Annotated in this window: 25 protein-coding genes; 13 read left to right on the forward strand and 12 right to left on the reverse strand. The window is 68.4% G+C overall.

Translation table 11 applies throughout. The annotated features are described in order from the left end of the window. Positions 1-54: 54 nt before the first annotated feature. The 5 genes from J5T34_RS16400 (at position 55) to J5T34_RS16420 (ending at position 6,323) form a co-directional block, all read left to right on the forward strand. Positions 55-1,632 carry a GMC family oxidoreductase gene (locus J5T34_RS16400; RefSeq protein ID WP_208580796.1) on the forward strand — a complete coding sequence of 526 codons (1,578 nt, stop codon included), beginning with the start codon at positions 55-57 and terminating at the stop codon, positions 1,630-1,632. Positions 1,633-1,897: 265 nt separating this feature from the next. Next, positions 1,898-3,859 (forward strand): sigma-54-dependent Fis family transcriptional regulator, encoded by a 1,962-nt coding sequence (locus tag J5T34_RS16405; protein ID WP_208580798.1) that lies wholly within the window; start codon positions 1,898-1,900, stop codon positions 3,857-3,859. Positions 3,860-3,982: 123 nt separating this feature from the next. Continuing rightward, a complete protein-coding gene (gene hisN / locus J5T34_RS16410; RefSeq protein ID WP_208580800.1) occupies positions 3,983-4,768 on the forward strand; it encodes a histidinol-phosphatase in 786 nt (261 codons plus the stop codon). A gap of 113 nt (positions 4,769-4,881) precedes the next feature. Further along, complete coding sequence (locus J5T34_RS16415; protein ID WP_208580802.1) at positions 4,882-5,772, forward strand: IclR family transcriptional regulator domain-containing protein; 891 nt, start codon at positions 4,882-4,884, stop codon at positions 5,770-5,772. A gap of 317 nt (positions 5,773-6,089) precedes the next feature. After that, a complete protein-coding gene (locus J5T34_RS16420; RefSeq protein ID WP_006576881.1) occupies positions 6,090-6,323 on the forward strand; it encodes a hypothetical protein in 234 nt (77 codons plus the stop codon). 38 nt (positions 6,324-6,361) lie between these two features. On the opposite strand, the gene J5T34_RS16425 is transcribed toward J5T34_RS16420, so the two are convergent. The 5 genes from J5T34_RS16425 to J5T34_RS16445 form a co-directional block, all read right to left on the reverse strand. Then, the gene (locus J5T34_RS16425; RefSeq protein WP_208580804.1) at positions 6,362-7,141 is read right to left on the reverse strand and encodes a flagellar brake protein; all 780 of its coding nucleotides are present in this window, start codon (positions 7,139-7,141) and stop codon (positions 6,362-6,364) included. 92 nt (positions 7,142-7,233) lie between these two features. Next, entirely contained in the window at positions 7,234-7,821 is a 588-nt protein-coding gene (gene thpR, locus J5T34_RS16430; protein ID WP_347880662.1) for an RNA 2',3'-cyclic phosphodiesterase, read from the reverse strand. A 23-nt stretch (positions 7,822-7,844) separates the two neighbouring features. Next, a complete protein-coding gene (locus tag J5T34_RS16435; RefSeq protein ID WP_208580806.1) occupies positions 7,845-8,381 on the reverse strand; it encodes a methylated-DNA--[protein]-cysteine S-methyltransferase in 537 nt (178 codons plus the stop codon). Then, positions 8,378-9,949, reverse strand: a complete 1,572-nt coding sequence (locus tag J5T34_RS16440) for a DNA-3-methyladenine glycosylase 2 family protein (RefSeq protein ID WP_208580808.1) — start codon at positions 9,947-9,949, stop codon at positions 8,378-8,380. The genes J5T34_RS16435 and J5T34_RS16440 overlap by 4 nt, the downstream gene beginning before the upstream one ends. A 118-nt stretch (positions 9,950-10,067) precedes the next feature. Continuing rightward, a complete protein-coding gene (locus tag J5T34_RS16445; protein ID WP_208581042.1) occupies positions 10,068-10,961 on the reverse strand; it encodes a LysR family transcriptional regulator in 894 nt (297 codons plus the stop codon). A gap of 139 nt (positions 10,962-11,100) precedes the next feature. Between J5T34_RS16445 and J5T34_RS16450 the strand changes: the two genes are divergently transcribed. Beyond that, positions 11,101-11,523: a VOC family protein gene (locus J5T34_RS16450; RefSeq protein ID WP_208580810.1), complete on the forward strand. Its 423-nt coding sequence runs from the start codon at positions 11,101-11,103 to the stop codon at positions 11,521-11,523. Positions 11,524-11,551: 28 nt separating this feature from the next. Here the strand turns inward: J5T34_RS16450 and J5T34_RS16455 are convergent, their stop codons facing one another. Next, positions 11,552-12,445 (reverse strand): LysR family transcriptional regulator, encoded by an 894-nt coding sequence (locus J5T34_RS16455; protein ID WP_208580811.1) that lies wholly within the window; start codon positions 12,443-12,445, stop codon positions 11,552-11,554. Between the two features lie 148 nt (positions 12,446-12,593). On the opposite strand from J5T34_RS16455, the gene J5T34_RS16460 reads away from it, so the two are divergent. From J5T34_RS16460 to J5T34_RS16470, 3 genes are all read left to right on the forward strand, one after another. Continuing rightward, complete coding sequence (locus tag J5T34_RS16460) at positions 12,594-13,520, forward strand: NmrA/HSCARG family protein (protein ID WP_208580813.1); 927 nt, start codon at positions 12,594-12,596, stop codon at positions 13,518-13,520. A gap of 122 nt (positions 13,521-13,642) precedes the next feature. Then, positions 13,643-14,014 carry a PHA-granule associated protein 4 gene (locus tag J5T34_RS16465; RefSeq protein ID WP_208580815.1) on the forward strand — a complete coding sequence of 124 codons (372 nt, stop codon included), beginning with the start codon at positions 13,643-13,645 and terminating at the stop codon, positions 14,012-14,014. 250 nt (positions 14,015-14,264) lie between these two features. Further along, positions 14,265-14,780: a hypothetical protein gene (locus J5T34_RS16470; RefSeq protein WP_208580817.1), complete on the forward strand. Its 516-nt coding sequence runs from the start codon at positions 14,265-14,267 to the stop codon at positions 14,778-14,780. A gap of 42 nt (positions 14,781-14,822) precedes the next feature. Here J5T34_RS16470 and J5T34_RS16475 read toward each other — a convergent pair whose 3' ends face one another. Then, complete coding sequence (locus J5T34_RS16475; protein ID WP_208580819.1) at positions 14,823-15,806, reverse strand: hypothetical protein; 984 nt, start codon at positions 15,804-15,806, stop codon at positions 14,823-14,825. Between the two features lie 28 nt (positions 15,807-15,834). After that, complete coding sequence (locus J5T34_RS16480) at positions 15,835-16,992, reverse strand: acyl-CoA dehydrogenase family protein (protein ID WP_208580821.1); 1,158 nt, start codon at positions 16,990-16,992, stop codon at positions 15,835-15,837. A 237-nt stretch (positions 16,993-17,229) separates the two neighbouring features. Here J5T34_RS16480 and J5T34_RS16485 point away from each other — a divergent pair, with 237 nt between their 5' ends. Further along, positions 17,230-18,150, forward strand: coding sequence for a LysR family transcriptional regulator (locus J5T34_RS16485; RefSeq protein ID WP_208581043.1), 921 nt, complete (start codon positions 17,230-17,232; stop codon positions 18,148-18,150). Position 18,151: 1 nt separating this feature from the next. On the opposite strand, the gene J5T34_RS16490 is transcribed toward J5T34_RS16485, so the two are convergent. Beyond that, positions 18,152-19,162: a LacI family DNA-binding transcriptional regulator gene (locus J5T34_RS16490; RefSeq protein ID WP_208580823.1), complete on the reverse strand. Its 1,011-nt coding sequence runs from the start codon at positions 19,160-19,162 to the stop codon at positions 18,152-18,154. Positions 19,163-19,485: 323 nt separating this feature from the next. On the opposite strand from J5T34_RS16490, the gene J5T34_RS16495 reads away from it, so the two are divergent. From J5T34_RS16495 to garD, 3 genes are all read left to right on the forward strand, one after another. After that, positions 19,486-20,622 carry an L-talarate/galactarate dehydratase gene (locus tag J5T34_RS16495; protein WP_208580825.1) on the forward strand — a complete coding sequence of 379 codons (1,137 nt, stop codon included), beginning with the start codon at positions 19,486-19,488 and terminating at the stop codon, positions 20,620-20,622. A gap of 80 nt (positions 20,623-20,702) precedes the next feature. Further along, positions 20,703-21,662, forward strand: a complete 960-nt coding sequence (locus tag J5T34_RS16500) for a Bug family tripartite tricarboxylate transporter substrate binding protein (protein WP_208580827.1) — start codon at positions 20,703-20,705, stop codon at positions 21,660-21,662. Between the two features lie 25 nt (positions 21,663-21,687). Continuing rightward, positions 21,688-23,250 carry a galactarate dehydratase gene (gene garD, locus J5T34_RS16505; RefSeq protein WP_208581047.1) on the forward strand — a complete coding sequence of 521 codons (1,563 nt, stop codon included), beginning with the start codon at positions 21,688-21,690 and terminating at the stop codon, positions 23,248-23,250. Here garD and eutC read toward each other — a convergent pair. From eutC to J5T34_RS16520, 3 genes are all read right to left on the reverse strand, one after another. Then, positions 23,228-24,013, reverse strand: a complete 786-nt coding sequence (eutC, locus tag J5T34_RS16510) for an ethanolamine ammonia-lyase subunit EutC (protein ID WP_208580829.1) — start codon at positions 24,011-24,013, stop codon at positions 23,228-23,230. The two genes, garD and eutC, sit on opposite strands and share 23 nt — an antisense overlap. Before the next feature lie 20 nt (positions 24,014-24,033). After that, positions 24,034-25,416, reverse strand: a complete 1,383-nt coding sequence (locus tag J5T34_RS16515) for an ethanolamine ammonia-lyase subunit EutB (protein WP_208581045.1) — start codon at positions 25,414-25,416, stop codon at positions 24,034-24,036. A gap of 327 nt (positions 25,417-25,743) precedes the next feature. Next, positions 25,744-26,445, reverse strand: a complete 702-nt coding sequence (locus tag J5T34_RS16520; protein WP_208580831.1) for a FadR/GntR family transcriptional regulator — start codon at positions 26,443-26,445, stop codon at positions 25,744-25,746. Between the last annotated feature and the right edge of the window lie 31 nt (positions 26,446-26,476).

The raw sequence follows: 26,476 nt of genomic DNA on the forward strand, positions 1-26,476 counted from the left end.
AGGGCTGCACAGAACAGCACCGCGGACGGCACCAATACAACACTGGAGACAAACATGGCAACACGGATCGACCTGAACGACCGCGACGCGGTCGTCATCATCGGCTCCGGCGCGGGCGGCGCCACGCTGGCCAACGAACTGGCGCAGCAGGGCATCGGCAAGATCGTGATTCTCGAGGCCGGCAAGCACTACACGCAGGCCGACTTCGAGAACGACGAATGGGCGATGTTCCGCAAGATCTCGTGGCTCGACAAGCGGATCTCGGCCGGCGGCTGGCACCACACCAAGACCTATCCGAACCTGCCGGCCTGGATCGTCAAGGCGGTCGGCGGCTCGACCATCCACTGGTCCGGCGTCGCGCTGCGCTTCCAGCCGCACGACTTCCGCACGCGGCAGATCTACGGCCAGGTCGAGGGCGCCAACGTGCTGGACTGGCCGATCACCTACGAGGAACTGGCGCCCTACTACGACAAGGCCGAGAAGAAGATGGGCGTGACCGGCAGCGCCGCGAGCGGCCAGCCGCCGATGCCCGAGAGCAACCAGTACAAGGTGGTGGCGGCCGGCGCGCGCAAGATCGGCTATCGCAAGATCGTGCGGCCGGTGGCGTCCAATTCCACGCCGTACGACGGCCGCCCCGCGTGCCAGCAGGCCGGCTTCTGCATGCAGGGCTGCAAGATCGGCGCCAAATGGTCGGCGCTCTATACCGAGATCCCGAAGGCGCTGGCGACCGGCCGCGTCGAGCTGCGGCCAGAGAGCATGGTGCTGCAGGTCCAGCACGACAAGTCCGGCAAGGTCAACGGCGTGCTGTATGCCGACAGCAAGGGGCGCAAGCATCTGCAGAAGGCGCGCGTCGTCTGCGTGGCGGGCAATTCGATCGAGTCGCCGCGGCTGCTGCTGAACTCGGCGTCCAGCCTGTTCCCCAACGGGCTGGCCAACTCGTCGGGACAGGTCGGCCGCAACTACATGAACCACGCGACCGCCGCGGCGGTGGCGATCCACCGCAAGCCGGTCTACATGTACCGAGGCTTCGATATCGGCGCGGTGGTGGCCGACGAAGTCGCGCTCAATACCAGGCGCGGCTTCAACGGCGGCTACTATCTGGAAGGGCTGGCGCTGGGCCTGCCCTATACGGCGGCCTTCATGAAGCCCGGCGGCTGGGGGCGCGACGTGACCTCGGCGCTGGAGCAGTACGACCATATGACGGCGATCTGGGTCTGCGGCGAGGACATGGCGCGCGAGCAGAACTCCATCACGCTGCATCCGACCGAGAAGGACCAGTACGGCCTGCCGATCCCGATCGTGACCAAGACCTACCACCGCAACGACGAGGCGATCGCCGCGCACGGGCTGCAGCAGTTCCGCAAGCTGTCGGAGGCGGTCGGCGCGACGCGGGTCATCGATATGCCGGCGTATCCCGCCAGTCACAATATGGGCACCAACCGGATGAGCGCCAACGCCCGCGACGGCGTGGTCAATCGCTGGGGCCAGGCGCACGACGTCAAGAACCTGTTCATCTCCGACGGCAGCCAGTTCACCTCCAGCTCGGCGGCCAACCCGACGCTGACCATCGTGGCGCTCGCCATCCGCCAGGCCGAATATCTGGCCGGCGCGCTGCGCAAGGGCGAGGTCTGAGCCCGGGCTTGTCGGGATTGAAGTGCGGCCCGGGGCTGGTGTAAGGTCGTCGCGCTGGGGAGGGCGTTGCCGCTTTCTTCACCGCGCCGGGACTCCCCTCTCCCGCTCGCGGGAGAGGGGCCGGGGGAGAGGGGCCGCGGGAGAGGGCAAAGGCGCCCACTGTACCGACACCGCCCGCCGCCCCGTCTATATTGGATAACACCACGAACACGACAGCACAAAAGCGTCGCCCGTCCCCACGGCAAGGCGCAGCGAAGGAGACCCTGTGATCAGTGCCAAGCAAGCCGCGCATCGGCACGCGCATGTCGAGCAGGTGCTGATGCTCGCCAGCCAGGCCGACCCCGACCGGCCGCCGCAAAGCGAGATCGAGCGCTCGTGGATCCGCTGCGTGAACGAATACGGCATGGACCCGGGCCGGCGCATGCCCGCGCATATCGTGGAAGCCGGACGGCTGCGCGAGCACAAGGACCAGATCGAGGACTTCCTCGGCGTGGCGCGCACCGGCATGGAGCAGCTGTACAAGCGTATGTCCTCGCTCGGCTACGTGCTGCTGCTGACCGATTCGCACGGCATCGCGGTCGACTTCATCGGCAACGACCAGTGGGATCGCGAGCTCAAGAGCTCCGGCCTCTATCTCGGCGCGGACTGGAGCGAGCGCCAGGCCGGCACCTGCGCGGTGGGCACCTGCATCGTCGAGCAGCACGCGGTCACCTGCCATCAGACCGACCACTTCGATGTCTCGCACATCAGCCTGACCTGCAACAGCGCGCCGCTGTTCGACCCGACCGGCGGCTTCCTGGGCGTGCTCGACGTATCGGCGCTGACCTCGCCGGGTCCGCGCGAGAGCCAGCATCTGGCGCTGCAGATGACGGCGATGTATGCGCAGATGATCGAGGACGCCAACTTCCTGCGCTATTTCCGCGACCGCTGGATCCTGCGGCTCGGCGCGACCTGGTCGCTGGTCGACGTCAGCGGCGAGATCATGGTGGCCTTCGATGCCGACGGCATCGTCTGCGGCATCAACAGCGGCGCCCGTCGCGCGCTGCGCGCGGCCGACCATGGCCCGGTGATCGGACGCCCGCTGACGATGCTGTTCCGCGAAAACATGGGCGATCTGTGGCGCATCGCACGGGCCGGCATGTCGTCCGATCGCGCCACGCTACGCACGCATGGCGACGAGGTCTACTACGCCAGCGCGATCGCGCCGCGCGTGATGCCGCAACGCCTCCCCACGCCGGCGGCGCCCGAGCCCGGCGACACCGCCGCGCTCGATGCGCTCGGCGCCGACGATGCGCAGATGCAGCGGCTGATCACGCAGGCCAAACGTCTCGCCAACAAGCCGCTCAATGTGCTGATCCACGGCGAGACCGGCACCGGCAAGGAAGTTCTGGCCAAGGCGCTGCATCAGAGCAGCAACCGGCGCGAGCATGCGTTCATCGCGGTCAATTGCGCGGCGATTCCCGAAACGCTGATCGAGAGCGAGCTGTTCGGCTATACCGCGGGCACCTTCACCGGCGCGCGTGGCAAGGGCATGCGTGGCCTGATCGCGCAGAGCGATGGCGGCACGCTGTTTCTGGACGAGATCGGCGACATGCCGCTGCATCTGCAGAGCCGGCTGCTGCGCGTGCTGTCCGAGCGCGAGGTCACGCCGCTCGGCGCGCAGCGCCCCGTGGCGGTCGACCTGCGCGTGGTCGCGGCCTCGCACCGCGACCTGCGGCAGCTGATCGCCGAAGGGCGCTTTCGCGAGGACCTGTATTACCGGCTGTGCGGCGCGACGCTGTATCTGCCGACCCTGCGCGAACGCCAGGACAAGGCCTATCTGATCGAACGCATCTGCCAGGAGGAAGCGGCCCAGCTGCAGATCGACGCGACGCTGTCGGGCGAGGCATGGCGCGCGATGCTGGCCTACGACTGGCCCGGCAACGTGCGTCAGCTGCGCAACGTGCTGCGCTTCGCGCTGGCGATGAGCGACGGCGGCCATATCGATCTGGGCGATCTGCCGCCCGAGGTCACGGACGCCGGCGCTGCCAGCCCGCTACGTGCGCTGGCCGCGCCGGACGCGGGCGGCCAGCCGATGCCCGACGATCCGAAGGCGCGCCAGTTGCTTGCCGCGCTGCAGACGCACCATTGGAACGTGACCGAGGTGGCCGCGGCCTGCGGCATCTCGCGCGCGACGGTCTATCGGCAGATGGAGCGTTTCGGTATCGTCGCGCCGAACCGGCGGTAGGCGGCAGCGGGCCAGGCAATCCACGCCGGCCGGCTGGCATTGCGGGGCGGGACCGACGTACCATCGCTGCAGCGGCCGCTCCCTCTCACCCTCCCCCTCTCACCCTACCCTTACGCCATCGCCATGCCCCTGCCCGCCGAACGCCTGAACGAATATCTCGACTTCGCCCACCGCCTGGCCGATGCGGCCGCGGCGAAAAGCCTGCCGCTGTTCCGCACCCACGCCGAGGTGCAGGACAAGGGCGGCCGGCGCTTCGACCCGGTCACCGCCGCCGATCAGGCCGCCGAGACCGCGATGCGCGAGCTGATCGCGGCCACCTATCCCGACCATGGCATCCATGGCGAAGAGCATGACCGCATCGAGGGCAGCTCGCCGTTGACCTGGGTACTGGATCCGATCGACGGCACGCGCGCCTTCATCACCGGCCTGCCGCTGTGGGGCACGCTGATTGCGCTGAACGACGGCGATCGGCCCGTGCTGGGCGTGATGGACCAGCCGTTCACCGGCGAGCGCTTCGTCGGCACCTGCGACGCCGCGTGGCTCGGCAAGACGCCGCTGCGCACGCGACCGTGCGCCAGCCTGTCCGAAGCCAAGCTGATGTGCACCACGCCCGAGATGTTCGGCGACGAGGCCGAATGGAAGGCGTTCCGCTGCGTGGCCGACCGCGCGCGACTGCTGCGCTATGGCGGCGACTGCTACGCCTATTGCATGGTCGCAGCAGGCCATGTCGATGCGGTGGTCGAGGCGGGCCTGCAGCCCTACGATGTGCAGGCGCTGATCCCCATCGTCGAAGGCGCGGGCGGCATCGTCACCAGCTGGACCGGCGACGATCCCCAGCATGGCGGCCGTGTGGTGGCCTGCGGCGATCGCCGCCTGCACGCGCAGATCCTGGCAGCGCTGGCCGAATAGCGCGGGCGTCGAACGGCGGCACCGGCGGGGATTTCCCCTCGGCGCCGCGCCGCCGGTTATGATGCGCGATTATCGAACGATCGCTGCCGCCCGTGTTCCGGGCCTCTTTCCGTATGGACGCCACCCGTTCCACCGCCGCTTCCGCGACTTCCGCCCCTGCTGCCCCTGCTGCGCCCGATGCCGCGCGCGCCGATGCCGCTCCGCTGCGAACCGCGCCGGCGCGTCCCGATCAGCTGGACCAGTACGCGGGCGACCCCAATTTCATGCTGTCGCTGGCCAGGGGCCTGCACGTGCTGGAAGCCTTCTCCGAGCGCAAGCGGCCCCTGACCATTTCGCAGATCGCTCAGCGCACGCAGCTGTCGCGCGCCTCGGTACGGCGCTGCCTCTATACCTTGCAGCGGCTCGGGTACGTCAGCCAGGAGGATGGCCGCTTCGCGCTGCGTCCGCGCGTGCTGCATCTCGGCCACGCGTACTTCTCGTCGACCGCGCTGGTCGCGCAGGCACAGCCTATCCTGGACCGGCTCAGCGCAGCGGTGGGCGAGACCTCGGCGCTGGCGATCCTCGAAGACACCGACATCCTGTATCTCGCTCGCTGCGAGGTGCGCCGCATGCTGTCGCACGCGCTCGGCATGGGCAGCCGCCTGCCTGCCTTCTGCACGTCGATCGGCCGCATGCTGCTGGCGCATCTGGACGAGCCGGCGCGCGATGCGTACTTTGAGCGGGCCGAACTGCGCCCGCGCACGCTGCAGACCAAGGTCTCGCGCACCGAACTTGAGGCCTGCTTCGAACAGGCCCGCGCGTTGGGCTATGTCGTGGTGGACGAAGAACTGGAGCTCGACCTGCGCGCGCTGGCGGTGCCGGTACACGCCGAATCGGGCGAGGTCGTGGCCGGCATCAGCGTCAGCGTGCGGCCCACGCAAGTCGGCGAAGCGGAGATGCTTGCGCGCATGCTGCCCCGCATGCGCGAGGCGGCCATGGAAATGAGCAAACTGATTGCGGCTTGATGCTCGGCGTCGATCGCGCGCGACGTCGATCAAGTGCAGCGTCAATCAAGCCGCGTGCGGCTGTCGCCTCGCCACAACGACAATCGACATGCAGCGCCAATATTTGGGCCGCTTGTTTGAAGCCAATCATGTCGCAATGCTCACAATCGTGAGCCTTTAAAGCGCAAGGCGCGTCGCCGCCATCACTCCTCGGAATTGGAGGGAAAAAAGTCGCGGTATTCAATGCATCGCGTTGCGATATACATTGCTAAAATCACCGTCCAACAAGTCCGAACCTGAAAGACTCTTGCCAAAAAAGAGACTACCGCAACACCAATATGACTTTCGATGACATCTCGCTTGGCGCAATCGTGGCGGATATGCGCATGGCAGAGAGACCTCTGATGCCCGCCGAACAGGCCTATCTCGCCGAACTGCGTCAGCGAATTGCAGCCGGCTCCGAGAATTTGTGGGCGATCCTGGAAGACGCCGGCATGCCATCGAACGGCGGCCGTCTGTCCGGCGATGTGATGCTGGCACTCACGATGGTGGCGCAGAGCAAGCCGCAATAAAGCAAAGCGCGACGTTGCCGCCGCGCCCTCTTTTCCGATTAGCCGCGATGGGCCAATTCCAGCGCGAATACCAGCCGCTGCAGCGTATTTTCCAGCCGCCCATCCGGATTGACAAAGGCGCAGCCGAAATGGTGAATCGCGCTGTCGTCGCGGCCCACCAGCCAATGCCCCACCACCTGCAGATCCAGATCGAGCTTGCCGAGCTCGCGGAAATCGAGCCGTGCGCGCGCGATGCGCGTGCCCACCGGCAGTTGCGTATCGCCGACCGTGCGCGAGCGCAGGCCCACTCCCGATAGCGACAGATCGGAAATATCAAGCTTGACCACGGTACCGTCGTCCAGCCGTCCCTCGCAGCCATAGCCCCGGGTGACCAGCGTGCGCGCGCGGAAATGCCGGCGCCGCTGGAAGTGATAGAGCTTGTCCGGGAATGGAGCTCTGAACGCGGGACCGCCCTGATATTGCAGGGGCTCTGGCCGGCCGATGGTGAAGCTCACCGGCACGCCACGCAGCGAAGCGGAGATCGCGTTCTCCTCGGCTTCCAGCACCGCGCGCGCTTCCTCGTCGGTCCGGCACCAGTCGAAGATGAAGGTCCGGCTGCCCGGATCGACGTGCAGCACCGAGGAAACGGTTTCGCGGCCACGGCCGGAACGCACGTTCAGCGTGCATTTCTGCCAGGCCAGATCGCGCAGCACCGTGCCGATCTGCGAGGCATGGGTCAGGCGGTACTGCTCGTCCGATGCGGCGTCGGATGCGGCGGCGGACGCGGCTTCGGAGACGGCAGCGGCCTCTGGCGGGTCGATGGACTGGTGGGAACTCATGAAATCACGCGGGCGGGTGCGGGGATCCAACAATGCGGGCGATGGGACTCTAGTACAGAATCGGCATCCTCGGCGCAAAACTTGAGCCCGACTTAGGTGGGGTTGTCCGGGTCCGCCGGGCGCAAGGCAAAGGCCCGGCGGCAGCGATGCTCGGCGCCCTGCCGCTGCAGGCGGCTCTCGAACAGCACGAAGCGCTGCGCCAGATAGGGCGGGCAGGCCAATTCGCGCTGGGCGGCGACCCATTCGCGCAGCAGCGGCTCGGGCGCCTGCGGTGCACAGCGGGCCAGCGTCAGGTGCGGATGGAAGGGACGCCCCTCGGCGTCGACGCCGGCATCGCGCAGCGCCAGATCGATCGCGCCATGCAGGGCCAGCAGCGGTTCCACGGGCGCAACGCCGGCCCACAGTATCCCGCCGCGCCGGCCGAAGCGGCCGACGCCTGCCACGCGCACGGGCACCGCAGCGGCGGCAATCGTGGCCAGCGCGTCGTCGATTGCCGAGGCGTGTTGCTCGTCCACCTCGCCGATGAAGCGCAGCGTCAGATGGACCTGTGCGACAGGCGTGGGGCGAACCCCGCGCTCTCGCGGCAGCGTGGCCAGCAGCGACGCGGCGAGCGGCGCGGGGGTTTCCAGTGCGACGAACAGCCGCGGCATGTCGACGGCAGCGTTATGCGTCTGGACCAAGCGTCTGGACCAAGCGCCTGGCCTTACGCGGCCGCCGCGAGCGCGTCGCGCAACAGCGGCAGATGGGGCGCCGCCGCCGTGCCCTCCAGCCGCAGTAGCGCCTGCTTCCGATCGGTGCCGCCGGCATAGCCGGTCAATGCGCCCTTGGCGCCCAACACGCGATGGCACGGCACGATCACCGAGATCGGATTGCGGCCGACTGCACTGCCCACCGCACGCGCATGCCCGGGCGGCAGGCCAAGGCCAAGCGCGAGCTGGCCGTAGCTGATGGTCTGGCCGAACGGGATGTCGCACAGCGCCTGCCAGACCTGCTGCTGAAACGCGCTGCCGGCCAGACGCAGCGGCAGGGTAAAGCGCTGACGCGTGCCGGCGAAATATTCCGCCAGCTGCGCCGCCGCCTGATCCAGCAGCCGGGCATGGCGGGCATCGGCGGCGGCGCCGTCGAACGGACCGGCCGGATGGTATTTCTGGCCGGAAAAGAATACGCCGGTCAGATGGCCATCTTCGGCGCGCAGCAGCACGTCGCCCAGCGGGCTGGACATCGAACGATAGTGAATCATGTTGGCTGCTCCTGTAATTGAGGGCGGCGCGCCCGGCGCGGCGCGGCTTGCTTGCCGGCGGCTCCGCCCGCGCCTGCGGTAGCGGCACGTTCCGTCGCACGCTCGCGCTCGCGGCGATCCTGCATGTCCTGATACTGGCGCCACAGATGCATGGCCGCGTAGGCGCGCCACGGCGCCCATTGGGCCGCGTGACGCAGCATCTCGCCGTTGCGCGCGATGCCGAGCACCTTGCGCAGCGCGTAGTCGCTGGCCGGGAAGGCATCGGGCCAGCCCAGCGCGCGCATCGCGATGTATTGCGCGGTCCAGTCGCCCACGCCGTCGATGACGCACAGCGCCGCCACGGTCTGGGCAGGCTCGACCCCGGGCTCCAGCGACAGCCGGCCCTCGACCACCGCCGTGGCGATCGCCTGGATCGAGCGCGCCTTGGCCAGCGGCACGCCGAGCGCAAGCAGTTCGGCCGGCGGCACGGCGGCGAGCGTGGCGGCACTCGGAAAACAGGCGCCCAGCTCGTCCATCGGCACGGCCAGCGGCGTGCCATATGCCTGCACCAGCCGATGCAACATGGCCCGCGCCTGGGCCAGCGAGACCACCTGGCCGAGCACCGCGCGCACCGCGATTTCGAAGCCGTCGACCGTCCCTGGCAGACGCATGCCGGGCATGTCTGCCGCCAATGCGCCCAGATGGCGGTCGACCACATCGGGCCGGCAACCCAGGTCGCACAGACGCCTGACCTTGCCGAGCACCTGCGGAATGGCGTGCGCCAGCGAACCGGACAGCGTCACGCGCAACACGTGGCGCTGCGGCGCCAGGGCCAGCCGGATCCAGCCGCTGTGGAGCCGTCCGCCCACCTCGATGGCGACGGTCCGCCCATACTCTCCGCCATGCGCATCGGGCCAAATCTGCTCGACCCCTTGCACCGCGCGGGCGCCGAGAAATTGCATCAGCGCGGACCATGCCAGCGGCGGCCGGTAGCCGAGTTCGAACACCAGCCGGTCGGCCGGCATGCCGGCGGCGCGCTTGCGCATCGCGGTCGGTGCCAGGCCGTAGCGGGTCTTGAGCACGTCGTTGAAGCGGCGGACGCTGCCGAAGCCGGCCGCCAGCGCGACCTCGGTGACGGGCAGCGCGGTATCGGTCAGCAGCCGCTTGGCCAGCAGCAGACGCTGCGTCTGCGCGTATTCGACCAGCGAGACGCCGAACTGCGCGGTAAACAGCCGCCGCAGATGCCGCTCGGTGACGCCGATGCGCGCGGCCAGCTCCGGCACGCCGGCATCGGCCAGAAAACCCTCGTCGATCAGCGTCGCGGCCGCCTGTGCCAGCCGGCCGGACAGATCCGCGAGCCCGTGGCCCGGCGCAAGCTCGGGCCGGCAGCGCAGGCAGGGACGATAGCCGTGCTTCTCGGCCGCCGCCGCCGTGGCGAAGAAACTGCAGTTCTCGCGCTTGGGCGTGCGCACCGCGCAGACCGGCCGGCAGTAGATGCCGGTCGACGACACGGCGACGAAAAAGCGCCCGTCGAAGCGGCGGTCGTGCGAAACCACGGCGCGGTAGCAGGTGTCGGGATCGAGTTCCATGGCTGCATGCTACCGCTTTCCGGCGGCACGACCAGCCGGATTCGGACATGCGAGTCCGGCCTGATCCGGGCCTGATCGGGGCCTGATCGGGGCCTGCTCCGGTCCCGGCGCGGCCGGTTCAGCGGACCTTGGTCCGCCGCCCGCGCCACTGGCGCGCCGCGATGACGAAGGCTTCGATCAGCGCCGCGGTCGGCGCGCGCGACAGCGCCGAAGGGCGCGCCAGTACGCCGACCTCGCGATGAATCGGCCGTCCCGGCAACGGCTCCGCCTGCACGTTGGGGCATTGCGCCAGCGGCAGCAGATCGGCCGGCACGATCGCGCAGCCCAGCCCCTGGTCGACCATCTGCAGAATCACCGCGGGCTCGTCGAGCTCCATGCCTTCGTCGACGCGCAGCCGATGGCGCTTCAGATAGCGGTCGACCAGATGCCCGCCGGCCGAATGCCGGTTGTAGCGGATAAAGGGCAGCGCGCCGAGCATTGCCTTGAGCTCGCGGGGCGCGCCGCGCGGCGCGATGGCGACGAAGGGCTCGCTCAGCAGGGGCATCCATTTGAGTTCGGCCGGAATGCCGAGGCGCGGCTTGATCATCACCGCGACCTCGAGCTCGCGCGCGTCGACCTGCGTCAGCAACTGCGTCGACATGCCGGGCACGATATTGACGTGGGTCTTCGGGTAATCGGCGCGGAAACGCTGCATCGCCTTGGGCAGCAGCGTCGATTGCACCGTCGATACCGCGCCCAGGTCGATCGGCGTCAGCGCCGGGGCGGCGTGCGCCTGGCCTTTCATCGACTCGTAAAGCTCGACGAAGCGAACCGCCTCGGGCAGCAGCTTGCGCCCCTGCTCGCTGAGCGTCACCGACTTGCCGGTGCGATCGAACAGCGCGCAGCCCAGATCCTCTTCCAGCCGCCGTATCTGCGTGCTGACGGCCGACTGGGTCAGCGACAGCCGCGCCGCGGCGGCGGAAAACGAAGCGGTCTCGGCGGCGACGAGGAAGGTGCGGAAGTAGCGGATCATGGCGCAGCGGTCATCGAAGTTTTCGATACTCAGCGCAAAGATGATTCGCTTCATATCGCGACTTGTGCTGAGTAGAATTTCCCGGACCATACCACGCCGGATCCCGGCGCTTCCTCTTCAGAGCAGAAAGGCCCCGCACATGCAATCCATTCCCCTGTTCCACCTGGCGTTCCCCGTGCACGATCTGGCCGAGGCACGGCGCTTCTACGGCGAGCTGCTCGGCTGCCCCGAGGGCCGCAGCTCCGACAGCTGGGTCGATTTCAATTTCTACGGCCATCAGGTGGTGGCGCATCTGGCGCCCGAAGAGACCGGCCATCGTTCGACCAGCGCGGTCGATGGCGACGATGTCCCGGTGCGCCATTTCGGCGCGATCCTGTCGATGGAGCAATGGGAGGCGCTGGCCGACAAGCTGCGTGCGGCCAACGTCAGGTTCGTGATCGAGCCGCACGTGCGATTCAAGGGCCAGGTCGGCGAACAGGCGACGATGTTCTTCCTCGACCCGTCGGGCAATGCGCTCGAATTCAAGGCCTTCGGCGACATGAGCCAGGTGTTCGCCAAGTAGGACCCTGGGCGCGCGGCGTTCTGGGTCATTACAAGGACAAGCCGCCCAGATGCTCCGCCAGCAGATCGATGAAGGCGCGCGTCTTGGCCGGAATCGCCCGCGCCGCGGGCCATACCGCCTGCACCGGGATCGGCGCCGCCTCGAAGTCGTCGAGCACGGTGACAAGGCGCCGCTGATCGAGCAGCGGCCGTACCTGCCATAGCGGCCCGAAGCCGATGCCCAGGCCCAGCGCGACGGCCTCGTTGACCGCCGCCGTGCTGCCCGCCCGCAATCTGCCAGCGACCGGAACACGACGCAGCTTGCCGTCGACCAGGAAGGGCCAGCGTGCGTCGTTGCCCTCGCCGCTGCGCACCACGCAGCGATGCGCGGCCAGTTCGCGCGGATGCGCCGGCACGCCGTGCCGCGCGACATAGCTGCGCGAGCAGAACGCCACGCGCCGCAGCATCGCCAGGCGGCGCGCCTTCAGGTTGTCGTCGGTGACCTCGCCGATCCGAACCGCCAGATCCAGCCCTTGCGCGCGCAGATCCATGAAGGCGTCGCTGACCACCAGTTCCACTTCCACGTTCGGGTGCCGCTCCATGTAGCGCGCGACCACCGGCACGATATACGCCGGCGCGAACAGCACCGGCGCGCTGATCCGCAAGGTCCCGGATGCCGACGCGCTGAGGCTCGAGGCGGTATCCCACGCCTCGTTCAACTCGGCCATCGCCGGCGCGACGCGCTGCCGGAATGCCTCGCCGGCCTCGGTCAGCTGGCACGTGCGGGTGGTCCTCTGCACCAGTTGCACGCCGAGGCTGCGCTCGAGCAGCGCCAGCGAACGGCTGACCGCTTGCAGCGAGCGGCCCAGATGCCGGGCGGCCTTGCTCAGGCTGCCTTGCTCGGCGATGGCGAGGAAGGTCAGGATGTCGGGCAGGCGGTCCATGGGTTGTCCATCGTTGTCCATCGCTGTCGATCGGCGCGCTCCATTCTCTCGATTTGGGGAATGGAGAATCATCGGCCGCTCGTATTCTCACCTAATTCGGGAATCTCTATCGTGTCCGGATCATCCACCACGAACGAGGAACCGCATCGTGACACCCATCGCCACAACTACGCATTCCCCTCAATCGCCAGAAAGCGCGGCCGCGCACCGCGTGCTGGTTGTCGGCGCCGCCGGGCGCTTTGCCGGCCTGGTGCCGCAGGCGTTGCGAGACAAGGGCGTGACCGTACGCGGACTGGTACGCGACGCGCAGCGCTCCGCGCTGGCGCTGGCCAATGGCGCCGACGAGGTCGCGGTGGCCGACCTGCGCTCCCCGGAGACGCTGGCCGCCGCGCTGGACGGCGTCGACGGCGTCTTCTACATCGGGCCCGCGTTCGCCCCGGACGAGCCGCAACTGGGCGTCAACATGGTCAATGCGGCCCGACGGGCCGGCGTGCGGCGCTTCGTCTTTTCCTCGGTGATCCAGCCGACCGACATATCGCTGGCCAACCACGCCAGCAAGATTCCGGTCGAGCAGGCGCTGTTCGATTCGGGCCTGCAGTTCACCGTGCTGCAGCCGGCCAACTTCTATCAGAACCTGCTGGGGGGATGGGTGCGCGTGCTGGTCGACGGCGTCCTCGCCGAGCCCTACCCGGTCGACGTGCCGGTGGCCCGCGTCGACTATCGCGATGTAGCGGAGGTCGCCGCGATGGCGTTGACCACCGATCGGCTGGCATATGGCTGCTTCGAACTGGCCGGCGAGGCCGGGCTCACGCGCACACAGATCGCGGCGATGATCAGCGACGCGCTGGGGCGCAAGATCGACGCCGGGGAACTGGACTTCGATCGATGGAAGGCGCGGCTGCCGCTGAACTACACCGCGGCGCAATGGGACCTGCTGCGCAAGATCCACGAACACTACGCCGCCCACGGGCTGCGCGCCAATACGTTGGTACTGCAGACGATCCTGGGACGTCCGCCGAGGTCGATGCAGGCGTTCGTGCGGGAGATCGCCCGAAGCAGGCGCGAGGCGGCGTGAGCGACGATCGGTCGGGCCGCACGCCGGTCGCGTTGCGGCACCGATTGGGGGCACCTTCTGCTTGCCGGGTGCCCCCAAGGACTGTATATTTGTACAGTCTCTGATCGCCACGAGAGGTAAGCATGTCAATCGCACGAGCCGGCAGCAAAAACGAGGCCCTGCGTCTGCTGGCCGCCCGTGAGGTTCTGGCGCTGGAGCTGGACTATGAAACGGGTTGGCAGGACGCCGTCGAACTGGGCCGGCTGGGAGAAAAGCGCGGCATCCGCGTCCAGTATCGCGGCCAGGAAAGCATCGCCGTGCGCTCGCACGAGGCCCTGATCGAAGGGCTCGCCAAAGCCAAGACCACGTTCCGTCAGCGCAATCTTTATTGCCTGTTCGATCTCGGTGCCATTCCGGACCAGGAACTGCATGAGCTGGAAGCGCGCGCCAGCCGCCTGGGCGACTACATTCTGGCCGGCCATCTGCTGCGCGAGGTCGATGCGTTCTGGCAGTGAGCCCGGCAAGCAAGGCGCGCGCCCATGAGGCGCGCCGCTGCGACGCCGTGTCGCAGTAGCGGGGAACTGCCAAAACCATCGCTTTACCCGAAGATCCACCAAACACTTTCGTCAGATTTCCGAAAGAAAGCGGTATCCGGGCAACGCACGATGGTGCCCCCGATCGCAAGGCAGGGCTAGCCGCGCGCGCCACGCCAGTCCAGCGAGCGGAAGACATCAGGCAAAAACACAACAGGAGACTCGCGACACCATGTCAGCCAACCTGTACGACGCCAAGGAACCGCTGCTGCGCTGTCTGCAAGAGAATCTGGCCGGTTGGCATTCGGCGCTTGACCACGTTCTGTCGCAGTCCGGCATCTCGACGACGGAATGGCATCTGCTGCAACACCTGGCCCACCGGCAGCACGCCGAACCCGATCGCATCACGGCGGCTTGTGCATTGCCGTGGCTCCAGGCCGAAGAATTCGAGGCGATGGTCCGCAGTCTGGCGGACCAGGGATGGCTCGAGGCGCAGCCGAGCCACCATGCGGCCGCGCCGATTCCGGTGATCCGCTCGAGCGCCAGCCAGCGCATGGACAAGCTGGGTCAGGCAATCAAGGCGCTGCAGTCGGTGTGGGTGTCGCCGCTGAGCCTCGAAGAGCGCGGCATGATGATCAGCTATCTGACCCGGATGCAACGCCAGCTGGAGCGGCTGGCGCCGCGCAATTCGGCGGCCTGCAGCAGCGTGACGCGAGGCGCCTCGGACCGCAGGGTACTGGTCCGCTGATCCGCTGATCTGCTGCGTTGCCGCGCTACGGGCGCCCGCGCGTTACGCGCCGACACTGGCCCGATATTGCGGCCATATCGCCCGCGGTTGCGGACAGACCGCATCGCGCGGCAGCTGCAGCAGGGTCAGACCGAACCGCCACCGTCCGCCACCGACCGTTCCCAACGACGCTTCGATCAGCTGGCCCCCGGCCGGCGCCCGCGCAAACCAGTCCGACATCGCCACGCGGCGTTCGTGTACCGCGGCAGCCTGCATGACATCGCTCGACGATCCGACCGCATACTGCCCCGCTCTGGCCGGAACCGCTGCCGCATCGATCCGCCAGCCCGCCGAACACGCCGTTTCGCTGAGCCAGCTGGCGCGCACTGTTCCGCCGTCGTCGAGTACCAGCACGGCCTTCTGCGCGGTACGCGCGAGCCAGCGCCGCGCGGCATGCAGCAGCGGCACCTGCAGCCGCTGGGCGAAGGCAATCAGCACGTCGCCATCGACATGGCCGGTCAGGCCGAGACCGCAGGCGGCCGCCGGCATCGTCAGGCGCGCCGCGAAGCTGTAGGCCCGCGCCGACGGGCTGTCGTCATCGGCCAGCCAATACAAGCTGTCCCCCCGGCATTCGAAGGCATCGGTATCGGCCTGCTCCCCCATGGCGTAGCAGGCGAGCAGCCAGGCCTGCACAAAGCGGGTTTCGCGCGGATCGAGCGTCGCCTGGTGCAGCAGCGACCAGCCGCCGGTGCCGGTCCGGTACAACACGCCGTCGATGTCGCCGAGGTCCGCCGACTGGACCGATACGATCGGATCGCGCCGGCGCAGAATGGACGCGGCGCCAAGGGCGAGCGCGCCCACGTCGAGCGGCGCGGTCGGCGGCGCGGCGCAGGCCTCGCGCAATGCGGCGATGATCGGAAAACATGGCGGCCGAGCCAGCTCGTCCGTCGTCAATCCCAAATGCGGAGCCCAGCCGTGCGCGCCGGCACCCGGGTGTGCGACCCCGGCTGCCGTGCCGGCAAGGCGGACGCGTTGAAGCTGTTTCATGCTCGAACCCTCCGCGTCCGACACCGCCTCAATCGCGCAGCAGCTGCTTGGCGATGATCATCTGCTGAATCTGCGTGGTGCCTTCGTACAGGCGCAGCAGGCGAACGTCGCGATAGAAGCGTTCGGCCTTGTACTCGGCGATATAGCCGGCGCCGCCGTGGATCTGCACCGCGCGATCGGCGACGCGGCCGACCATCTCGGTACAGAACATCTTGACGCACGAGGCCAGCATGCTGACTTCGGGATCGCTCTTGCCCGGCTCCTTGGCGTCGTAGCGCTGGGCGCAATCGCGCACCATCGACAGGCCGGCGTAGAGCTCGGCCTGGCTGTCGGCCAGCATGCCCTGGATCAGCTGGAATTCGCCGATCGGACGGCCGAACTGCTTGCGGTCCTTGGCGTAGGCCACCGCATCGGTCAGCAGACGGTGTGCCATGCCGCAGGCCAGCGCCGAGATATGCAGGCGGCCACGGTCCAGCACCTTCATCGCGGTCTTGAAACCCACGCCCGGCACGCCGCCGATGATGTTGGCGGCCGGCACGCGCACGTTCTCGAGCACCACGTCGCAGGTCTTGGTGCCGCGCTGGCCCATTTTCTTGTCCGGCTTGCCCAGCGAGATGCCCGGCGTGTCGGCCGGCACGATGAAGGCCGAGATACCCGACGCGCCCGGGCCGCCAGTGCGCGCCATCAGCGTAAAGGCACCCGCGCGCGGGGCATTGGTGATGAAGCGCTTGGTGCCGTTGATCACATAATGATCGCCGTCCAGTTCGGCCCTGGTCTGCAGCGACGCGGCGTCCGAACCCGCGTTCGGCTCGGTCAGCGCAAACGAGATGATCAGCTCGCCGCTGGCGATGCGCGGCAGATAGTTCTGCTTCTGCTCCTCGGTGCCATCCATCAGGATGCCCTGCGAGCCGATGCCGACGTTGGTGCCGAACACCGAGCGGAAGGCCAGCGCGGTGTGGCCCAGGTCATAGACGACATCGCATTCCTGCGACATCGACAGGCCGATGCCGCCGTAGTTTTCGGGGATCGAGATGCCGAACAGGCCCATCTCCTTCATGTCGGCCACGATATCGGCCGGCACGTCGTCGGTTTCTTCGAGGATGTCCTCGGCGGGCTTCAGGCGCTCTTCGATGAAGCGCTGCACCGAGGCGCGCAGCAGCGAGAACGATTCGGTGTCCAGGGTCATGGCGATCTCCGTGGGAATGCAGGGGAGGAAGGGGTGGCAGCCCCGGCCGGCCGGCGGTCCGGGCAGGACCGGCCGGCTCGGCAATGCGGGCGGATGGCCGTCATGGTACGCCGCCTCCGAATTTTGACAATCCACGCCAGCTTGGACAGAATGGACAGCCATATTTGACAATCCCCGGCGAACGCCGCCCCCCGGCGCGCTGTCTCCCCAACCCGCCGTCTTGCCTGTCTTCCCATGATGGACCTGAACGCCCTGCGCCTGTTCGTCGATATCGTCGACGCCGGCAACCTGTCCGCCGCCGCGCGCAAGCTGAAGATGACGCGGGCCAACGTCAGCTACCGGCTCAAGGCGCTGGAGGAGGAGCTCGGCGTGCAGCTGCTGCGCCGGACCACGCGCCATGTCGAGCCGACCCCGGTCGGCGCCGGCCTCTACGAACATGGCCGCAACATCCTGGCCGAGGTCGCCGCCGCGGACGCGCTGATCAGCAATATGGGCAAGACGCTGCAGGGCCATGTGCGGCTGTCCGTGCCGACCGGCCTGGGGCACGCGCTGCTGTCCCCGCTGCTGGTGCAGTTCAAGCACCGCTATCCCGACATCACGCTCGATGTGGTGTTCGACAACCGCATCCACAACCTGGTCTCGGAGGACGTCGAGGTCGCGCTGCGGATCATCTCGACGCCGCCCGATTCGGTGGTCGCCACCGAGATCGGCGTGGTCGACTGGGTGGTGTGCGCGTCGCCGGCCTATCTGGCGGCGCATCGGGCGCCGCAATCGCTCGCCGACCTGCAGCGCCATGCGATCGTCTGCGCGTCGCCGGTGGGGCAGAAGCTGAAGGCCTTCGGCACGCGCGGAGGCGAGGACGAACGCGAGCAGGTTGCGCTGGAACCGACGCTGAGCTCCGAGAACTTTGCGTTCCTGAAGGAGGCCGTGCTGGGCGACGTCGGCATCGGCATCTTTCCGCTCTATGCGATCGGACGCGAGCTCGCCGCGGGCCTGTTGCGCCCGGTATTGCGCGACTACCGCATCAGCGTGTTCGGCAGCCGGCTGTTTATGCTGACCTTGCCGAACCGCTACCAGACCATGGCCACGCGCTGCCTGCTGACGTTCCTGAAGGGGGAATTGCAGGCGATCTGGCCGCGTCTGGCCGTGATGCCGTAACTCAGTCGGGCCCGCCCGTCGACGCGCGCTCGATCACGCGAAAGCCGACATCGACGATGCGCGGCTCCACCGGCAAGCCCTTGCACTTGTCCAGGATCAGCCGCGCCGCGATCTCGCCGATATGGGCGGCATCGACCTGGACCGTGGTCAGCGACGGCGCCATATGCGCGGACGCCTCCGCATCGCCGAAGCCACAGACCGCCAGATCCTCGGGCACCCGCAGCCCGCGCGCCTGCGCTTCGACCAGCACGCCTTGCGCCAGCTGATCCGAACTGCAGCAGATCGCCTGCAGCCGCGGCTCCTTTTCCAGCAACTCGGCCAATGCGCGCCGTCCCAACGGAAGATTGCTGGGCGCCGGCACGACAGCGGTCGGCACCGGCCGGCCGAAAGTCGACACGAAGGCCTCCGAGCGGATCCGCGCCCGGCGGTCGTCGCCGGTGGCGATGCCCACGCGCTGCCAGCCTTTGGCAAGGAAATAGCCGGCGACCGCGCTGCCGACCTTGACGTGCGAGAAGCCGACTGCCATGTCGACCGGCCGGTCGCTGAGTTCCCACGTCTCCACCACCGGAATGCCGGACTGCCGCAGGCGCTCGCGCGCCGCCTCGGACTGGATCAGCCCGGTGACGACGATACCGTCCGGTCGCCGTCCAATCATCGCGTTGAGCAGCGCTTCCTCCCGCGAATCGTCGTAACTGCTCTGGCCCAGGATCAGGTGGTAACCGGCCGCCTCGAGCGTTTCGGTCAACGCCTTGATGGTCGGCAGGAACTGCGTCACGCCGATATCGGGCACGACCGCGGCCACCATCAGGCTGCGCCGCGACTTCAATCCGCCGGCGATCAGGTTCGGGATATAGCCGACCGCCTCGGCCGCCTGCTGCACGCGTTCGATGGTCTTGGCCGACACCATGCCGGGATTGCTCAGCGCACGGGACGCAGTGATCAGCGATACCCCCGCCTCGCGGGCGACGTCATGGAGGGTGACGGACTTGTTCTGCGCTTTGGTGGTGGCCACGTTTGGAGGTTCGGTTGCGGGAACGACGGATTGGCGTCGCGTAATGGTCGACGGGCACGGGGCTCGGCAAAGGGAGGCTCAGGGAAAATCATGAGCGGCCTGCGCGCCGAACCGCGTTGACAGCGACGATATGACAACGTTAGCATTTCGCCAATACGTGCCCGTTCGTGTCACGCCGCGTCGAAAGTGCCAGACGCAAGGCATCCGACATTGTAACGGGCTTCCTTTGGCGCCGAAATGACAACGTTGTCATATCGGCGCAACGGCAAGCGGAGCCGCGCCGCCGAGCGCGCCCTGAACCACATAAAACGGAGACCCCCCCAATGACACGCGCCGCCGACCGCATCGCCTGGATCCGCCTGTCCAGCTGCTATCTGCCGCTGGCCGCCCCGATCAGCGACGCCAAGGTGCTGACCGGCCGGCAGAAGCCGATGACCGAGGTCGCGATCCTGTTTGCCGAGATCGCCACCGCGGACGGGCGGGAGGGCCTGGGCTTCAGCTATTCGAAGCGCGCCGGCGGTCCGGGGCAGTACGCCCACGCGTGCGAGCTCGCGCCGACGCTGCTGGGTGAAGACCCCAGCGATATCGCGCGGCTGTGGGACAAGCTGTGCTGGGCCGGCGCATCGGTCGGCCGCAGCGGCATGGCGACGCAGGCGATCGGCGCCTTCGACGTCGCGCTGTGGGACGTGAAGGCGCGCCGCGCGGGCCTGTCGCTGGCCAAGCTGCTCGGCGCGCAGCGCGATGCCGTGCGCTGCTACAACACCTCGGGCGGCTTCCTGCATACGCCGCTGGACCAGCTGCTGATCAACGCCGCGGCCTCGGTCGAACGCGGCATCGGCGGCATCAAGCTCAAGGTCGGGCAGCCGGACGGTGCGCGCGACCTCGAACGCGTCGGCGCGGTGCGCAAGCACCTGGGCGACGCCGTGCCGCTGATGGTCGATGCCAACCAGCAGTGGGACCGCCCGACCGCGCAGCGCATGTGCCGGACGCTGGAGCCGTTCAACCTGGTCTGGATCGAGGAACCGCTGGACGCCTACGACCACGAGGGCCACGCCGCGCTGGCCGCGCAGTTCGATACGCCGATCGCCACCGGCGAGATGCTGACCAGCGCTGCCGAGCACTGGGACCTGATCCGCCATCGCGCCGCCGATTACCTGATGCCCGATGCGCCGCGCGTGGGCGGCATCACGCCCTTCCTGAAGGTCGCCGCGCTGGCCGAGCATGCCGGGCTGATGCTGGCCCCGCATTTCGCGATGGAGTTGCATATCCACCTGGCCGCGGCGTACCCGCGCGAGCCCTGGGTCGAGCATTTCGACTGGCTCGAGCCGCTGTTCAACGAGCGGCTGGACATCCGCGATGGGCGCATCGTCGTGCCGACGCGGCCGGGCCTGGGCGTATCGATCAGCGAGCAGGCGCGGGCCTGGACCCGCGCGCAAGCGCAATTCGGCGAGCGCCCGTAGGCGGCCGTCGACGACAAGACAGGCCGGCGCGAAGACCGGCCGATGCACGACAAGCCAAGACCAAATCTCAAGGAGACCTTATGAAACGCCTGATCGCCACGCTGGCCCTCGGCCTTGCCACCACCTTGTCCGCCCACGCCGCCTGGCCCGACAAGCCGGTCACGATGGTGGTGCCCTTCCCCGCCGGCGGCTCGACCGACGTGATCGCCCGGATCGTCGGCGCCAAGCTGCAGGAGCAGACCGGCGCCAGCTTCGTCGTCGAGAACAAGCCCGGCGCGGCCGGCGCGATCGGCGCCAGCTTCGTCAAGCGCGCGGCGGCGGACGGCTATACGCTGCTGGTCTCGTCGCTGGGCCCGCTGGTGATCGCGCCGCATCTGATCAAGAACACGCCGTACGACCCTGGCCGGGACTTCGACTACATCTCGGTGGCGGTGCAAGCCCCGAACATCCTGGCCGTGCCGGCGAACTCGCGCTTCCAGACGCTGCAGGAAGTCGTGGGCTACCTCAAGGCCAATCCCGGCAAGCTGACGTTCGCCTCGGCCGGCAACGGCACCAGCGATCATCTGACCGCCGAGCTGTTCTGGCAGCAGACCGGCACCAGCGGCACGCATGTCCCGTACAAGGGCGGCGCGCCGGCGCTGAACGACCTGATCGGCGGCCAGGTCGATGCCACCTTCATGAACATCAACACCGCGATGCCGCACGTCAAGGCCGGCAAGATCCGCGCGCTGGCGATCACCAGCACGCAGCGCTCGCCGGTGCTGCCGGCGGTGCCGACCATGGAGGAGGCCGGTATCAAGAACCTGGTCGTCTATTCCTGGCAGGCCGTGGCGGCGCCCAAGGGCCTGCCTGCGGACATTCGCGAGCGGCTGCACAAGGGCATCGTCGCCGGCCTGAACGACCCCGCGGTCAAGAACAAGCTGCTCGAGGTGGGCTTCGAGATCGTCGGCAACACGCCCGAACAGTTCACCCGCTTCCAGGCGGCCGAGTCGGCCCGCTGGAAGCGCGTCATCGAAACCGGAAAGATCACCGCCGACTGACGGCGGCACAGGAGAAACGCTCATGATGCAAACGGCGAGCCGCAGCGCCGGCCAACCGCTCTATATCCGCATGCACGAGGCGGACAACGTCGCCATCGTCGCCAACGACGGCGGCCTGCCGGCCGGCACGGTGTTCCCGTGCGGGCTGCAGCTGGTCGAGAAGGTGCCGCAGGGGCACAAGGTCGCGCTGGTCGATCTCGACGAGGGCGCGCCGGTGCGGCGCTACAACGTCGTCATCGGCTACACGCTGAAGGCCCTGCCGCGCGGCAGCTGGATCCACGAGCGCGTGCTGCGGATGCCTTCGGCGCCGGAGCTCGACGCGTTGCCGATCGCCAACCGCGTGCCGCCCGCGCTGCCGCCGCTGGAGGGCTACACCTTTCAGGGCTATCGCAACGCCGATGGCTCGGTCGGCACGCGCAACATCCTGGCGATCACGACCACCGTGCAGTGCGTGGCCGGCGTGGTGGACTTTGCCGTGCGCCGGATCAAGGCCGAGCTGCTGCCGCGCTATCCGAACGTCGACGATGTGGTGGCGCTCGAACACGGCTATGGCTGCGGCGTCGCCATCGACGCGCCCGATGCCGTCATTCCGATCCGCACGATTCGCAACCTTGCGCTCAATCCGAACTTCGGCGGCGAAGTGATGATCGTCAGCCTGGGCTGCGAGAAGCTGCAGCCGACGCGGCTGATCGAGTCGGGCACGATCCCGCTTCAGGTCGAGGGCGGCGCGCCCGACGTGGTGTGCCTGCAGGACGAGCGCCATGTCGGCTTCGGCTCGATGATCGATTCGATCCTGGAGACGGCCGAGCGTCATCTGCAACGCCTGAACGCGCGCCGGCGCGAGACGTGCCCGGCGTCGGAACTGGTCGTCGGCGTGCAGTGCGGCGGCAGCGATGCGTTCTCTGGCGTCACGGCAAACCCCGCCGTGGGCTTTGCCACCGATCTGCTGGTCCGCGCCGGCGCCACCGTGATGTTTTCCGAGGTCACCGAGGTGCGTGACGGCATTGACCAGCTGACCGCGCGCGCGGCAACGCCCGAGGTCGCGCAGGCGATGATCGAGCAGATGGCGTGGTACGACAATTACCTGCGCAAGGGCAGCGTCGATCGCAGCGCCAACACCGCGCCCGGCAACAAGATGGGCGGCCTGTCGAACATCGTCGAGAAGGCGATGGGCTCGATCGTCAAGTCGGGCACCGGCCCGATCCACGGCGTGGTCGCCCCCGGCGAGAAGGCGACGCAAAAGGGCCTGCTCTACGCGGCGACGCCGGCAAGCGACTTTATCTGCGGCACGCTGCAACTGGCGGCCGGCATCAACCTGCATGTGTTCACCACGGGCCGCGGCACGCCGTACGGACTGGCCGAAGTCCCGGTGATCAAGGTCGCCACGCGCAGCGACCTGGCGCGCCGCTGGCACGACCTGATGGACATCGACGCCGGCAAGATCGCGACTGGCGAGGCCACCATCGAAGAGGTGGGCTGGCAGCTGTTCCACACGATGCTCGACGTCGCCAGCGGCCGGAAGTCGTATGCCGAGCAGTGGAAGCTGCAGAATTCGCTGGTGCTATTCAATCCGGCGCCGGTGACCTGAGCGCGGCGGCCGCGTCCTGGCCCAGTGCGCCGCTGTCCTCCTTGAGCCGCACGCCGCTGCACCCCAGCGCGACCGCGCCGCGCAGCAGCCAGGCGAGCCGGTCGGCGGCCTGCTGGTACGACAGCCCCTCGGGCCGCACGTTGGAAATGCAGTTGCGCTGCGCGTCGGTGCGCCCCGGGTGGGGGTCGTAGGTCAGATAGATGCCGAGGCTGTCGGGCGAGCTGAGGCCGGGGCGCTCGCCGATCAGCATCACGACCTGGCGGGCGCGCAGCAGCTCGCCGATCTCGTCGCCGAGGGCCACGCGGGACTGCTCGGCGATTGCAACCGGGCCGATCCGCCAGTCCGGCAGACGCTCCCGCACCGCACGCAGCACCGGCACCGCGTGGCGCTGCGCCGCCTGTGCCGACAGCCCATCGGCGATCACGAAGGCCACGTCGCATGGATCGGCCGCGGCCTGGCGCAGTCGCTCGCGGCTGCCCTCGTCGAGACGACGGCCGAGATCGGGACGACGCAGATACTGCGCACGATCCGCGGCGGCACTATGGACCAGCAGGTTGGCAAACCCGGCCTCGTCCAGCGCCGCCTTGACGGCCTCGCACGACAGCGGCTGGTGCACGGCGTCGCGCGCCTGCGCATGGGCGAGGCCGAAGGCAAGCACCGCATCGGTGGGCTGGCTGTGCCCGGCACGTCCGAGCGCGATGCGGGCGGAGGTGAACTGGCGCAGCCGTTGCCAGGGATTCGGTGGGGCGAGGGTCGAAGGCATCGGGGACGCTCCTTGGTCGGTTACAGATCGTGCGCCAGCTGCAGCAACGGCTGGCGCTCGGCCGGCTCGACCAGCCTGCCGTCGTCGCCGAAGATGCCGGTGCGCCGCAGCCACGCCTCGAACTCGGGCGCCGGCTTCAGACCCAGCGTCTCGCGCAGGTACAGCGCATCGTGGAACGCGGTGCTCTGGTAGTTCAGCATGATGTCGTCCGCGCCCGGCACGCCCATGATGAAGTTGACGCCGGCCACGCCGAACAGCGTCAGCAGCGTGTCCATATCGTCCTGGTCGGCCTCGGCATGGTTGGTGTAGCAGATGTCGCAGCCCATCGGCACGCCGAGCAGCTTGCCGCAGAAATGGTCTTCCAGTCCGGCGCGCACGATCTGCTTGCCGTCGTACAGGTACTCCGGCCCGATAAAGCCGACCACGGTATTGACCAGCAGCGGCGAGAACGCGCGGGCCACCGCATACGCCCGCGCCTCCATCGTCTGCTGGTCGACGCCATGATGCGCGTTGGCCGACAGCGCGCTGCCCTGCCCGGTCTCGAAATACATCAGGTTGTCGCCGACCGTGCCGCGACCCAGCGACAGCGCCGCGGCGCGGGCTTCGGCCAGCAGCGCCAGATCGATGCCGAAGCTCGCATTGGCCCGCTCGCTGCCGGCGATCGACTGGAACACCAGGTCGACCGGCGCGCCCTGCTCTATCGCGCGCAGCGTGTTGGTGACATGGGTCAGCACGCACGACTGCGTCGGCACGTCGTGGCGCTCGCGCAATTCGTCGATCAGCCGCAGCAGCGCCACGATCGACGCAAGGTTGTCCCCGGCCGGATTGATGCCGATGGTGGCGTCGCCGCAGCCGTAGAACAGGCCATCGATGATCGAGGCGGCGATGCCCTTGGGGTCGTCGGTGGGATGGTTGGGCTGCAGCCGCACCGACAGCCGGCCCGGCAGCCCGATCGTGTCGCGAAAGCGTGTGACCACACGGCATTTGCGCGCCACCGCGATCAGGTCCTGATTGCGCATCAGCTTGCTGACCGCGGCTGCCATCTCGGGCGTGATGCCCGGCGCCACGCGCGCCAGCACCGCGCCGTCGGTTTCATGCAGCAGCAGCCAGTTGCGGAATTCGCCGACCGTCAGCGCGGCGATCTCGGCGAAGGCCCGGGCGTCGTGGCGATCGACGATCAGGCGCGTGACTTCGTCGTCTTCGTACGGAACCAGCGCCTCGTTCAGGAAGCGCGACAGCGGCAGGTCGGCCAGCGCCATCCGCGCGGCCATCCGTTCTTCCTCGGTGTCGGCGGCCAGACCGGCCAGCTGGTCGCCGGAGCGCGCCGGACTGGCCTTGGCCAGCAGGGTCTTCAGGTCCGCGAACGTGTAGCGCCGCGCGCCGATCGTCTCGTTGAACGCCATCTGGTCCTCCGGCATGGAGCGGTGGCCTGGCTACCGCGCGGCTCGGCACGGCACGGCAGCGAGACCTCTGGTGCGGAATATAGCGCGCAAACGTGGCACAAGCGGGAAGGCGGTCGTTGTAGGACAGCCCGGACGTTGGGGCGTACCCGTTTCTGCGTACCACCGCTGGCACGACGACGAGGGGCTGGGTTGGCGGCGAATAGCCCGGCTGAACGGGCTTTTGTCCTCGCTTTTCGCCGCGCGTCCCGGCAGCGAGATCGCGGGGCGTACCCGTTTCTGCGAGCCGGCACCGGAGCGTAGCCGCTCATCATCCGGGCCGGGCAGCCCCTACTCCGCCCGACTGCGCACGTAGTCGATATGCGCCTGCATCGCCGTACGGGCCTCTTCCGGACGCCGCGCCAGGATCGCCGCGCACAGCGTCCGATGCTGCAGCAGCAATTGCTCGGAGGCCTCGACGTCCTGTTCGCGCAGGCCGGTGCCATTGGTCGTGATGTGTTCGCGCAGCATGCCGATCACGCTGGTATGCAGGTGCAGGAACATCGTGTTGTGCGAGGCCAGCGCGATCGCCTCGTGCAGTTGAGCGTCGGCGTCGGCTTCCGCGAGCTTGTCGTCGCGGCTGCGGGCGCGCTCCAACTGGTCCAACAAGGCGCGGATCCGCTGCAGGTCCTGCGTGTCCGCACGCAGGGCGGCGAAATAGGCGGTGGCGCCCTCCAGTACACGGCGGAATTCGAGAATGTCCTCGCGCAAGGCCGGATGATCGGCCACCAGCTGGCGCCACGGCGACGCGATGCCGCTGCGCAGCTGCTCGGTGACGAACACGCCCGCGCCGCGCCGGCTCTGCAGTAGGCCCCGCGCCGCCAGCCGCTGGGTCGCCTCGCGCACCGTGTTGCGTGCCACGCCGTAGGTCTGGGCCAATACACGTTCGGCCGGCAGGCGCGTGCCGGCCGGCCAGGTGCCGTCGAGCAGTGCGGTCTCGACTTTGCGCATCACCTCTTCCACCCGGCCGCGCTCGCGCATGCCTGCCGCCATCGTCGTCTCCCTTCGCCATGCCGTCCGCCAA

The organism is Cupriavidus gilardii, from assembly GCF_017598945.1.
In the GTDB taxonomy this organism is placed as follows: Bacteria; Pseudomonadota; Gammaproteobacteria; order Burkholderiales; family Burkholderiaceae; genus Cupriavidus; species Cupriavidus gilardii_E.

What these genes read in the sequence shown, in the direction of transcription:
- J5T34_RS16520 (WP_208580831.1), bottom strand. Translation starts at nt 26,445, where the DNA reads ATGGCGGCAGGCATGCGCGAGCGCGGCCGGGTGGAAGAGGTGATGCGC.
- J5T34_RS16400 (WP_208580796.1), top strand. Translation starts at nt 55, where the DNA reads ATGGCAACACGGATCGACCTGAACGACCGCGACGCGGTCGTCATCATC.
- eutC (WP_208580829.1), bottom strand. Translation starts at nt 24,013, where the DNA reads ATGCCTTCGACCCTCGCCCCACCGAATCCCTGGCAACGGCTGCGCCAG.
- J5T34_RS16415 (WP_208580802.1), top strand. Translation starts at nt 4,882, where the DNA reads ATGGACGCCACCCGTTCCACCGCCGCTTCCGCGACTTCCGCCCCTGCT.
- J5T34_RS16435 (WP_208580806.1), bottom strand. Translation starts at nt 8,381, where the DNA reads ATGATTCACTATCGTTCGATGTCCAGCCCGCTGGGCGACGTGCTGCTG.
- J5T34_RS16515 (WP_208581045.1), bottom strand. Translation starts at nt 25,416, where the DNA reads ATGGCGTTCAACGAGACGATCGGCGCGCGGCGCTACACGTTCGCGGAC.
- J5T34_RS16465 (WP_208580815.1), top strand. Translation starts at nt 13,643, where the DNA reads ATGTCAATCGCACGAGCCGGCAGCAAAAACGAGGCCCTGCGTCTGCTG.
- J5T34_RS16450 (WP_208580810.1), top strand. Translation starts at nt 11,101, where the DNA reads ATGCAATCCATTCCCCTGTTCCACCTGGCGTTCCCCGTGCACGATCTG.
- garD (WP_208581047.1), top strand. Translation starts at nt 21,688, where the DNA reads ATGCAAACGGCGAGCCGCAGCGCCGGCCAACCGCTCTATATCCGCATG.
- J5T34_RS16470 (WP_208580817.1), top strand. Translation starts at nt 14,265, where the DNA reads ATGTCAGCCAACCTGTACGACGCCAAGGAACCGCTGCTGCGCTGTCTG.
- J5T34_RS16500 (WP_208580827.1), top strand. Translation starts at nt 20,703, where the DNA reads ATGAAACGCCTGATCGCCACGCTGGCCCTCGGCCTTGCCACCACCTTG.
- J5T34_RS16475 (WP_208580819.1), bottom strand. Translation starts at nt 15,806, where the DNA reads ATGAAACAGCTTCAACGCGTCCGCCTTGCCGGCACGGCAGCCGGGGTC.
- J5T34_RS16495 (WP_208580825.1), top strand. Translation starts at nt 19,486, where the DNA reads ATGACACGCGCCGCCGACCGCATCGCCTGGATCCGCCTGTCCAGCTGC.
- J5T34_RS16420 (WP_006576881.1), top strand. Translation starts at nt 6,090, where the DNA reads ATGACTTTCGATGACATCTCGCTTGGCGCAATCGTGGCGGATATGCGC.
- J5T34_RS16485 (WP_208581043.1), top strand. Translation starts at nt 17,230, where the DNA reads ATGGACCTGAACGCCCTGCGCCTGTTCGTCGATATCGTCGACGCCGGC.
- J5T34_RS16480 (WP_208580821.1), bottom strand. Translation starts at nt 16,992, where the DNA reads ATGACCCTGGACACCGAATCGTTCTCGCTGCTGCGCGCCTCGGTGCAG.
- J5T34_RS16425 (WP_208580804.1), bottom strand. Translation starts at nt 7,141, where the DNA reads ATGAGTTCCCACCAGTCCATCGACCCGCCAGAGGCCGCTGCCGTCTCC.
- J5T34_RS16440 (WP_208580808.1), bottom strand. Translation starts at nt 9,949, where the DNA reads ATGGAACTCGATCCCGACACCTGCTACCGCGCCGTGGTTTCGCACGAC.
- J5T34_RS16445 (WP_208581042.1), bottom strand. Translation starts at nt 10,961, where the DNA reads ATGATCCGCTACTTCCGCACCTTCCTCGTCGCCGCCGAGACCGCTTCG.
- J5T34_RS16455 (WP_208580811.1), bottom strand. Translation starts at nt 12,445, where the DNA reads ATGGACCGCCTGCCCGACATCCTGACCTTCCTCGCCATCGCCGAGCAA.
- hisN (WP_208580800.1), top strand. Translation starts at nt 3,983, where the DNA reads ATGCCCCTGCCCGCCGAACGCCTGAACGAATATCTCGACTTCGCCCAC.